This window comes from Acinetobacter sp. 12966, assembly GCF_031196995.1.
Lineage (GTDB): Bacteria > Pseudomonadota > Gammaproteobacteria > Pseudomonadales > Moraxellaceae > Acinetobacter > Acinetobacter geminorum.
Genome location: NZ_JAVIMC010000036.1, coordinates 1 through 8889 on the forward strand (window position 1 = coordinate 1; position 8889 = coordinate 8889).

Consider the following 8889-nt stretch of genomic DNA (forward strand, 5'->3'; position numbering starts at 1 on the left):
GTTGCGAAAGTAACTGCATAATCACTTTCAGTGAAAAAAAGCGCTCTTTTTAGAGCGCTTTTTTTATACTTAAGCGCACAAAAGTGAATTGTCTAACAATCACTATAAAGGCTGGCCCTAACTGATATTTCAATGTCCTTATTTCCCCTTAATCCTTTTTATTAAATTTGTATGATAAGAATCAAGAAAACGAACAATAAAGTTTGAGTAACTAGGGTTACTTACTAAGGAGCTTTGGGTATGAATGCTAAAGTGAATATTACGAATCGTGCAGGCGCAAGCTTTCCAGTACGTCGTATGAATTTTGACTTTAATGATGTACCAGAATATTGGATGAATGGTTCTGCTGGACTCACACATTTTATGACTGCATTGTCAGCATTGTTTCCGGCTGGTGAGAAATTCTTTATAGATAGTGTACGAGCAGTACGTTATCACCCAGCGATTAAAGATGATGAAGCGCTCCAAAAAGAAATTAGTGCTTTCATTGGGCAAGAGGCAATGCATACTCAAGAGCATGTAAACTTCAATGCTTCTGCTCAAAAGTTTGGTCATGATGTAGAAACGTTAGAGAAATTTACCGATACGGCAATTCAAACAGCCATTAAAACCTTTGTAAAAATTGTCAAACCTTTCGGTATGACAAAAGAAATGGTTGACTTGACTGCTACAACGGCTCTTGAGCATTTTACCGCTACTATTGCGTCGCAATTATTGGTCAATAAGCACATTCAAGAGCTTATGACAGATGAGACAATGTCAACAATGTGGTATTGGCATGCGATTGAAGAAAATGAGCATAAAGCCGTAGCTTATGATGTGTACGAAGGTGTATTTGGTAAAGGTCTAAAAGCCTATGCGTTACGTACAAGTTCTTTAGTATTTGCTATGACTTTAATCTTTTTGATCCAGTCATCTTTTGTGCTTCGTTTATTAAAGCAAGACAACAAGTTGAATTTAGATGAACTATCAGTAATTTATAAATATGGATATAGCCCATCTAAAGGTATTATTAGTGGTATGGCTAAAGAAATGTTAGCTTACTTTAAACCTGGCTTTCATCCAAATGACCTAGATACTGTTGGGCTATTGAAAACATGGAAAGCAAAATTAGGTTTATAGTTTTAATTCATAATTTATAAAGGGCCGATAGTGGCCCTTTTTTTATTTTCTATAACTATTTTAAAGAGATCGTGGGGTAGATATTGCACCTTTATGTATCTATGAATGACCTCATCTGATATTTCTCTGTCCTCATCTGCACTTAATTGGCACATCGAAAGACGTATGATTATAAATATTAAGAAAATAAATAAAGTTATAAGTGAATTAGCTATTCACTTAAAAGGAGTCTGAGATGAATGCTAAGGTAAATATTTCCAATCGTGCTGGCGCTAGTTTCCCTGTGCGTCGTATGGATTTTGAATTTGCTCAGGTCCCACGCTATTGGGCAAATTATGATGCTGCATTAACACATTTTATGACAGCATTATCGGCCCTTTTTCCAGAGGGTGAGCAGTTCTTTGTAAACAGTACGCGTGCTGTTCGAAATGATCCAAAGCTTGCTGATCCAGATCTTCAAAAAGAAATTAGTGCTTTTATTGGTCAAGAAGCAATGCACTCCAAAGAGCATTTAGCATTTAATGCTTCGGCACAGGCTTATGGTTATGACGTGCGCCATATGGAAAAGCAAACAGGAAAAGTCATTAAGATGGGTACAGCTGTTGTAACCAAATTAATGAAACCTTTTGGCTATACCAAAGAAATGATTGATTTGACTGGAACCTGTGCTCTAGAGCATTTCACATCGACCATTGCAGCAGAACTTTTACAAAATCCTGAAATTCAGGCTATGTTCCAAGATGACACTATGTATCATTTGTGGATGTGGCATGCAGTTGAAGAAAATGAACATAAAGCTGTGGCATTTGATGTATATACAAGCATGTATGGACAAGGTCCGAAAGCTTATTTTATGCGTTCAACAGCTTTGATTATTGCAATGGCATTAATCTTCGCGACTCAGTCTTATTTTACTGCAAAGTTACTTAAGACTGATGATAAATTAACTTGGAAGGATACGAATTACATGCTTAAGTTCATGTATGGTCGTAAAGGTTTTATGACTCGTCAAATTCCAGAACTACTTGATTTTTTAAGACCAAAATTTCATCCAAATGATTCGGATACCACAGCATTGTTGGCAACGTGGCGTGAAAAATTAGGTCTTTAAAATTACTTTAAAAAAGGGCAATTCAATTGTCCTTTTTTTTGCTCGTTTTTTCTCAGGAAGTTTTTATAATACGCACTACTTTAGAATCTTCATTGCGTTGAGACTCATGATTCGTATTATGCAAAATACTGATGTTGATATTGTTGTTCAAATTGAAAAATCAGTTCAGACCCATCCGTGGTCAAGACAGCAATTTATTGAATCTTTGAATTCTTATCAATGCACAGTGATTGAGTCACAAGATAAAGTCGTTGGGTTTTGTATTTTACAGCCCGTTTTAGATGAGGCGAATTTATTGCTCATGGCAATTGATCCTAAAATGCAAGGTCAGGGTTTAGGATATGAGTTATTAAATGCATCAATTGAAAAATTAGAAAATCAGCCAGTACAAATCTTTTTAGAAGTTCGTGAAAGTAATAAAGCTGCTATCGGTTTATATGAAAAAACAGGCTTTCACCAAATTGACCTGCGCCGCAATTATTATCCTACCCAAGATGGTGGACGGGAACATGCGGTCATTATGGTAAAAACCTGTACAGATGATTTCGCATCTTTATTTAATGATTAAATTATTCCATTCAGAAGGTAACGTGGTCATAAGAGACGTACCTAGCTGTTGGATTTCCTCTGGTGATAATGACCGATTTAAACGGCGCCATTGTCCATCGAGTAGAAGTTCTAAAGGTGTATATTGCGATTTGTAGTTCATTTTGGCTGAGTGCGGTACCCAATAGCCTAAATAAAGATACTCTAAACCTAACGATTTAACATATTCAATTTGGTTAAGAATAGAGTAAACACCAAGTGATCTGCGGTGCTCATCGGGATCAAAAAACGTATAGACAGCCGATAGCCCATCATCCATTAAATCACAAGTAGAAACGCTAATGAGCCGATTGTCTTTCCAAAGCTCAAGAAAAAAACTATCTGTACAGCTATGTACTAAAAACTTTTCAAACTGATCTAAGCTCGGTGGAAACATATCACCATCAGCATGGCGTTCATTAATATATCGTTCGTATAAATCATAATGAATTTGGGCTGCTTGTCGCGTAGGCAGAACAGTCATGGTGAGATCTTGATTTCGTTTCCATGCTTTTTTTTGCATGCTGTTCATTTGGAAATCGGCCACTGGGACACGACAAGACAAACATTGTCTGCATAAATGGCATTCAGGGCGATAAACAAAGTCACCACTACGGCGAAAGCCTAAACGAGAAAGTTCTGAAAGAGTGACCACATCAATTCGGTGGATGGGATCTAAAAACACCATGCGTGCAGATTTATTTTCTAAGTAGCTGCAATCATGAGGTGGAGTAATATAATACTGCAGATCATTTAAAAGGGACTTCGGGTGATATGATTTCATGATTGGTCCCTCCTGTTATCATTCCATTAATTTTGCATCTAATGCTATTGTTTTACTTGAAAATACACGTTCTTGATACTTTTTCCAATTGATAGAGGGGTGAATAATTACATCTTGTAACGATTTTAAGTAGTCTTGACGAGAAAGTGTACTGGCTCCCAGACTAATTAAGTGACTGTTTACGAGTTGACAGTCTATCCATGGTAGCTGATTTTCTTGTCCTATGAGCATTAATGTATAAAAAGCCATTTTTGAAACATCGGTTTCATTGCTAAACATTGACTCACCAAAACATCCTTTGCCAATCGTAACACCATATAAACCTCCTACAAGCTCCTCTTGTTGCCATACTTCAACGCTATAACCATAACCAGCTTTAAACATCTCACAGTAGCCTTGAATAATATCTTCACTAATCCATGTTTCGTCTGCATAACTTCTTGGCAAAGAGCAAGAGCGAATAACTTGTTCAAAAGCATGGTTAACCGTAATTGCATAGTCATGTTTTTTCATGTTTCTAAGGAGTGACTTGCTTGGCTTGTAGTTTTGAGGGTAGATAACACAACGGGGTTCTGGACTCCACCAACAAATAGGCTCATCTTCATTAAACCAAGGAAAAAGACCATGGGTGTAAGCTTCAAATAGTGTAGAAGGGGAGAGGTCTGCCCCAATACAAATTAAACCATGCCCATCTGGGTCAGCTTCAATCGGGTCAGGAAAAATGAATTGAGAAAGTGGAAGTGTATTCATAAAAATAAAATAAGATGAGCTTTAAGGTTATGCTATAAAAATTAATATATGTCAGCTAGTCATTATTCTAAAAAAAACAGCCGTTATAAGAACGGCTGTTTTAAAACTCTAGAAATCTATTAATTAAAGATTATCTAGATATTTTTCAGCATCTAGAGCCGCCATACAGCCAGACCCGGCAGAAGTAATCGCTTGGCGGTAAATGCTATCTGCGACGTCCCCAGCAGCAAAAACACCAGCTACAGAAGTTGCTGTTGCATTACCAGATGTGCCACTTTGTACTTGGATGTAGCCATCACGTAAGTTTAATTGGCCTTCAAACATTCCAGTGTTTGGCTTGTGACCAATCGCAACGAACAGACCATGAACCTCTACGTCTTGCTTAGAGTCATCTTGAGTTGATTTAAGGCGAACACTAGTTACCCCAGTATTGTCACCCAATACTTCTTCAACTTCGTGATTCCAGATAATGCTGATTTTGCCTTCTTTTTCTTTGGCAAATAAATGATCTTGCAAAATCTTTTCAGAACGTAAAGTATCACGGCGGTGTACTAAAGTTACATGTGAAGCAATATTTGATAAATAAAGTGCTTCTTCAACAGCAGTGTTACCACCACCTACAACCATTACTTTTTGGTTTTTATAGAAGAAACCATCACATGTTGCACATGCGCTTACGCCTTGACCCATAAAGTTTTGTTCAGACTCTAGGCCAAGATATTGAGCTGTAGCACCAGTTGCAATAATTAAAGCGTCACATGTGTACTCTTCCATGTCACCTTTAAGAACGAAAGGACGTACATTTAAGTCCACTTCGTTAATATGGTCATAGACGAGTTCTGTACCAAAGCGTTCAGCATGTGCTTGCATACGATCCATTAATGCAGGACCTGTTAAACCTTCAGGATCGCCCGGCCAGTTGTCAACTTCGGTTGTTGTTGTAAGCTGCCCACCTAGTTGTAAACCTGCAATTAAAGTAGGTTTAAGGTTTGCACGTGCTGCATATACCGCTGCACTATAACCTGCAGGACCAGAACCGAGAATAATTAACCGAGAATGACGAGCACTCATTGAGGGTATCCTTATTTATATCGAGAATTTTGAAAATTATACGTGAATTTGCCGACCAATAGCGTTAAATCAATGTGGATAATATTGATCAGGTCAATCGAATTAAGTTATATAACAATATAGAAGTGCCTTATGTTAACAACAACTGTAAAGAATCATGCACCTTTTTTGTAAGAACAGGTGCATAATATAAAGTTCATTCGTTGAAGATCTAAAATGTAGCTCTTCACATCTCTAAACCAATAATTAAATGGGTTACAGGACAGTATATGACTGCGGTGTCAAGTGTTTATGCACAGCGCTTATTGATGACATTATTCTTGGTTTCTTTTGGTATTTATATGTTTCTGGCAACAGTAACATATACACCATTTGACCCGGGCTGGATGCATATTTCTAGTGATACTCAGCAAGTATCCAATGCAAGTGGTATTGCTGGCGCATGGATTGCAGATTTGCTGTTTGGTTTTTTAGGATGGGCAAGTTTGCTTATTCCAATTTTCCTTTTCATTGAAGCAATTCAGGTTTGGTGGCCACGTAGTTTCCTAAACCGCCCATTTCGTTATGCTGCACAATTCTTCTTAATTTTAGTTGTATCTAGCTTACTATATTTACACTGGAATGTGCCGGCAGATACTTTAGATAATGCAGCTGGGGGAATTATTGGTTATGAGTTAGGTCAAAGCCTATCTCAATTGTTAACAATTTACGGTGCAACCTTATTTTTACTGGTTTTCGGGGTCGTGTTGTTTACTCTTGCATTTGGGGTGCAATGGAGTAAAACATGGGTTACGCTCAAAGCTACACCAAGTTATTTACAAGATTTATTTTATAAGAACGTATCTCCGAATGAATCGGATTATGACTTAACAACTCAACCTGCCAACAAAGCAGCCGCGGTTAAAGTTGCTGACAATGTAGAAACGAATGCTAATGCTTCAGATGAGAAAGAAGCATCAGTTCAATCTGAATCAACTCAACCGCAATCTACCACAACGCGACATGATGCGGTTGCTGAGCGCTTATTTGCAGATGTGCTAGCGAAAGAGCAGAGCCGACCTGAACCTGTTGCAGATACACCAGTTGCAAATACTCAGAACTTTGAGCATACGCTTGAGCAGGCTCATAAACTTGAACGAGATAGCCAACGTTTAGTTGCAACTGGCGAAGTATGGCGTGCTTTACAGCGCGATGATGCGAGTCATAAGCAAGAAATTGATGCGCTTTTAAGAGCTGCTGATGATTCGACAGAAACAGAGCAAGTTCCTGCTCATGAGCAATTCCAGCAAACAATTTCTCAAGTAAATCAAAATCAGCCTTCATCTAAACAAGACTTGCATGGTCTTGATTGGAATGATGATGAGATCTTTGATGAGTTACTTGCTGCGGTTCCAAACAGTAAAACTGCAACAGATGTGCATACACCGTTTGTTCAAGATCACCATGTAGAAACCGAACAAACTTCGCAATCTGTTAATATTGCGAATGAAACATCTTCACCTACCTCTAATTTAAATCAGTCACCTAAAAATTTAGCAAATGAACAAGTCTTTGAAGATTTTGATGATTTATTAATAGATGAAGACATTGCTCCAGCAGAGCCTGTAAGAGCAAGTAGTTATGCGCAATCTTCAGCATTTGTAAAAGCTCCTATTCAAACGACTATTCAGGCTGACAAACTTTCAAAAGAAGAGTTTATTGAGGCTTGGCAGGAGACTGCTGGGAAACCGCAGGAAAATTCTGATTTTGATGAAGATGATTTCGATTTTGATGCGCCATTAACTGATGCATCAGGTCGACCAATGTCTCGTGCAATGCAAGTTGCCAAAAAGCGTTTGGATTTGCCAACGTTACCTGGTCTTGAACTACTCGATAAGGTCGATCCGAATAAGAAAGTCAACTTTACTGAAGAGCAGCTTTCTCGTTTGTCTGAGTTACTTGAAATTAAACTGCAAGAATTTAATGTTAAAGCTCAGGTGGTAGAGGCTCAACCAGGGCCAGTTGTTACTCGTTTTGAGTTAGATTTAGCACCGGGTGTTAAAGCGTCTAAGGTAACAAATATTTCACGTGACTTGGCACGTTCAATGTCGATGGCATCTGTACGTGTGGTGGAAGTCATTCCTGGTAAACCATACATTGGTATTGAAGTGCCAAACAGTGCCCGTGAAATGGTACGCTTGATTGAGTTATTGGAAACACCGACATATCGTGACCCAAGTGCATTAATTAGTATGGCGATGGGTAAAGATATTTCAGGTAATCCTGTACTCACTGATTTGGCGAAAGCACCGCATATGTTAGTTGCTGGTACGACAGGTTCTGGTAAATCGGTTGCAGTCAACTCGATGATTTTATCGATGTTGCTTAAATACACACCTGATCAATTACGTTTAATTTTAATTGATCCAAAACAGCTAGAACTTGCGAACTATAGTGATATTCCACATTTATTAACTCCAGTCGTTACTGACATGAAAGATGCGGTAAGTGCCTTGAACTGGTGTGTGAATGAAATGGAACGCCGTTATAAGCTTATGTCGTTCCTAAAAATTCGTAAATTAAGTGACTACAACCGTAAAGTTGAAGAAGCGATTGCGAATGGTGAAGACTTAATTGATCCGACTTGGAAGCCAAGTGATTCTGCGACACAAGAACGTGCACCTCGTTTAACGCCATTACCATCTATTGTCATTGTTGCGGACGAGTTCGCTGATATGATTATGCAAGTGGGTAAAAAAGCAGAAGAAATGATTACCCGTTTGGCGCAAAAATCTCGTGCTGCTGGTATTCACCTATTGCTTGCAACTCAACGCCCATCTGTTGATGTTATTACGGGTTTAATTAAAGCCAATATTCCAACGCGTGTAGCATTACGTGTAAACAGTAAAATTGACTCACGTACTATTTTGGATGCGGGTGGTGCAGAAGACTTGTTAGGTCATGGTGATATGCTGTTCTTAGGCCCTGGTAAAATTGAGCCAGAACGTGTGCATGGTGCTTTCATTAGTGATGATGAAGTAAACCGTATCTGTGATGCTTGGCGTGAGCGTGGTGAGCCTGATTATATTGATGAAATCTTGACTCCATTTGATGAAGAACCTGCATCACGTGGCTTTGAAGAGGGTGAGGGTGGTTCTGACCGAGATGCACTCTATGATCAATGTGTGTCGTTCGTATTAGAAACTCGAAAAGCGTCTACATCTTCGCTACAGCGTAAATTTAGCCTTGGTTATAACCGTGCTGCTCGTATTATTGATCAAATGGAAGAGAACGGCATTGTGAGCTCAATGGGCCCTAATGGTAAGCGGGATATTCTAGTTTAAGACAATATAATTTAAGCCTCTTCGGAGGCTTTTTTTAAACTTAAATAAAGTGAACCTGTTTATAAATGACTTAAAGATTTTATCGTCTAGTAAAAAATGCTAATGTATTTTCCCTAAACAAAAGATGTCTTTCATAAATCATT

At 38.4% G+C, this 8889-nt stretch carries 7 protein-coding genes; 4 read left to right on the forward strand and 3 right to left on the reverse strand.

Going from position 1 to position 8889, the window contains the following annotated elements; all coding sequences use genetic code 11:
* Nucleotides 1-240: 240 nt before the first annotated feature.
* The 3 genes from RFW85_RS06595 (at nucleotide 241) to rimI (ending at nucleotide 2801) form a co-directional block, all read left to right on the forward strand.
* Entirely contained in the window at nucleotides 241-1122 is an 882-nt protein-coding gene (locus RFW85_RS06595) for a metal-dependent hydrolase (protein ID WP_078220282.1), read from the forward strand.
* Between the two features lie 235 nt (nucleotides 1123-1357).
* Complete coding sequence (locus RFW85_RS06600) at nucleotides 1358-2233, forward strand: metal-dependent hydrolase (protein ID WP_170249663.1); 876 nt, start codon at nucleotides 1358-1360, stop codon at nucleotides 2231-2233.
* Between the two features lie 106 nt (nucleotides 2234-2339).
* Entirely contained in the window at nucleotides 2340-2801 is a 462-nt protein-coding gene (rimI, locus tag RFW85_RS06605) for a ribosomal protein S18-alanine N-acetyltransferase (RefSeq protein WP_170249662.1), read from the forward strand.
* On the opposite strand, the gene RFW85_RS06610 is transcribed toward rimI, so the two are convergent.
* From RFW85_RS06610 to trxB, 3 genes are all read right to left on the reverse strand, one after another.
* The gene (locus tag RFW85_RS06610) at nucleotides 2787-3602 is read right to left on the reverse strand and encodes an arginyltransferase (RefSeq protein WP_004703325.1); all 816 of its coding nucleotides are present in this window, start codon (nucleotides 3600-3602) and stop codon (nucleotides 2787-2789) included. The genes rimI and RFW85_RS06610 overlap by 15 nt on opposite strands.
* 18 nt (nucleotides 3603-3620) lie before the next feature.
* Complete coding sequence (gene aat / locus RFW85_RS06615; RefSeq protein WP_014205972.1) at nucleotides 3621-4352, reverse strand: leucyl/phenylalanyl-tRNA--protein transferase; 732 nt, start codon at nucleotides 4350-4352, stop codon at nucleotides 3621-3623.
* Nucleotides 4353-4475: 123 nt separating this feature from the next.
* Nucleotides 4476-5423: a thioredoxin-disulfide reductase gene (gene trxB, locus RFW85_RS06620; RefSeq protein ID WP_002121722.1), complete on the reverse strand. Its 948-nt coding sequence runs from the start codon at nucleotides 5421-5423 to the stop codon at nucleotides 4476-4478.
* A 269-nt stretch (nucleotides 5424-5692) separates the two neighbouring features.
* Between trxB and RFW85_RS06625 the strand changes: the two genes are divergently transcribed.
* Nucleotides 5693-8746 (forward strand): DNA translocase FtsK, encoded by a 3054-nt coding sequence (locus tag RFW85_RS06625; RefSeq protein WP_170249661.1) that lies wholly within the window; start codon nucleotides 5693-5695, stop codon nucleotides 8744-8746.
* Nucleotides 8747-8889: the final 143 nt, after the last annotated feature.